Source organism: Lactobacillus sp. A27 (assembly GCF_016742815.1).
Lineage (GTDB): Bacteria > Bacillota > Bacilli > Lactobacillales > Lactobacillaceae > Lactobacillus > Lactobacillus gallinarum.
Genome location: NZ_JAEHNT010000067.1, coordinates 1 through 1,510 on the forward strand (window position 1 = coordinate 1; position 1,510 = coordinate 1,510).

At 39.4% G+C, this 1,510-nt stretch carries 8 tRNA genes; all 8 read right to left on the reverse strand.

The window, feature by feature from the left end:
* Nucleotides 1-119: 119 nt before the first annotated feature.
* A tRNA-Glu gene (locus JEM49_RS08220) sits at nt 120-191 on the reverse strand.
* A gap of 729 nt (nt 192-920) precedes the next feature.
* Nucleotides 921-1,010: transfer RNA gene (locus JEM49_RS08225), tRNA-Ser, on the reverse strand.
* A gap of 2 nt (nt 1,011-1,012) precedes the next feature.
* Nucleotides 1,013-1,087, reverse strand: a tRNA-Ile gene (locus JEM49_RS08230).
* Nucleotides 1,088-1,093: 6 nt separating this feature from the next.
* Nucleotides 1,094-1,164 (reverse strand) — tRNA-Gly (locus tag JEM49_RS08235).
* Nucleotides 1,165-1,183: 19 nt separating this feature from the next.
* Nucleotides 1,184-1,256, reverse strand: a tRNA-Phe gene (locus JEM49_RS08240).
* Between the two features lie 6 nt (nt 1,257-1,262).
* Nucleotides 1,263-1,336, reverse strand: a tRNA-Asp gene (locus JEM49_RS08245).
* 3 nt (nt 1,337-1,339) lie between these two features.
* Nucleotides 1,340-1,413: transfer RNA gene (locus JEM49_RS08250), tRNA-Met, on the reverse strand.
* Between the two features lie 8 nt (nt 1,414-1,421).
* Nucleotides 1,422-1,508, reverse strand: a tRNA-Ser gene (locus JEM49_RS08255).
* Nucleotides 1,509-1,510: the final 2 nt, after the last annotated feature.

Consider the following 1,510-nt stretch of genomic DNA (forward strand, 5'->3'; position numbering starts at 1 on the left):
GATGTGGGATTTGAACCCACGCGCGGCAGAACCGCCTAACGGTTTTCAAAACCGTCCCCTTAAGCCACTTGGGTAATCCTCCATTAGCTGTAAGTACCAAAATATATTAAAATGGTAAATGACCCGTACGGGATTTGAACCCATGTTACGGCCGTGAAAGGGCCGTGTCTTAACCACTTGACCAACGGGTCATGTCTCTTAAAGAAGAGCACTTTATTATAATAACTAAACAAGTTTTAAAAGTCAAGAACTTTTTTTATCTTTTAAAACTTTTAAGTCATCGATGTGATCCCTCAATCACAACGTATTTAATATTAATAGATATTAATCTAAATTGCAAGGCTTTTTTTCAATTTTTTTATTTTGCTTTTTTATATCGCCTATCGCCTATTTTTATAGCTTGTTATTAGCCAAAATAAGCCCCTATCCTGCAATATTGTCTGATATAAGGCTAATTTACGGTTATTTGGATACTAAGTCCTTTTTATTTAGTTTCTCTTCTGATATCGCAAATTTTTAATTCTGAGAATATTTATTTTCTGAGTTTTATAAATTCGCAGATTTTGGAAGTATTAGACACATATAAGACCTCATATATTTTTACTTACAGGTTTCAGCCCTTAATTTTGAATTTTTACGATATTATTGAAGCATTGAAATATTATTTGTAACCTGTCAGACGATTTGATATTCAATTTTTATTACTTTAAATATAGCTTGGAAGCATTAAATATGTCTTGCTTACGCTCTTCAGATTTTTTACTAAATATAAGACTGTTTTATAGCCCTCCAATCAAAAGATACTTTTTCTCTTTCTTTCATCAACATGAGAAGCAATTAAAGCTGTTTTATCAGAACATAATGAAAAACAAAAAAGTCCTAACGCAGATTCAAAATCTTACGTTAAGACTTTTTAATTACGGAGACTGAGAGATTCGAACCCTCGCACCGGAATAACCCGATCTACACCCTTAGCAGGGGCGCCTCTTCAGCCACTTGAGTAAGTCTCCAATGGGCCTAAATGGACTTGAACCATCGACCTCACGCTTATCAGGCGTGCGCTCTAAACCAGCTGAGCTATAGGCCCATATAAAGCGGGTAACGAGAATCGGACTCGCGACTAAAGCTTGGAAGGCTTTCGTTTTACCACTAAACTATACCCGCACCTAATATAAAAAATGAATGGCGCGGGACGGAATCGAACCGCCGACACAAGGAGCTTCAATCCTTTGCTCTACCAACTGAGCTACCGAGCCATCTTACGGTCCATGTGGGATTTGAACCCACGATCTCCTCCGTGACAGGGAGGCGAGATAAACCACTGCTCCAATGGACCAAATTGCGGGAGCTGGATTTGAACCAACGACCTTCGGGTTATGAGCCCGACGAGCTACCAGACTGCTCCATCCCGCGATATTATAAGGAGGATGTGGGATTTGAACCCACGCGCGGCAGAACCGCCTAACGGTTTTCAAAACCGTCCCCTTAAGCCACTTGGGTAATCCTCCAT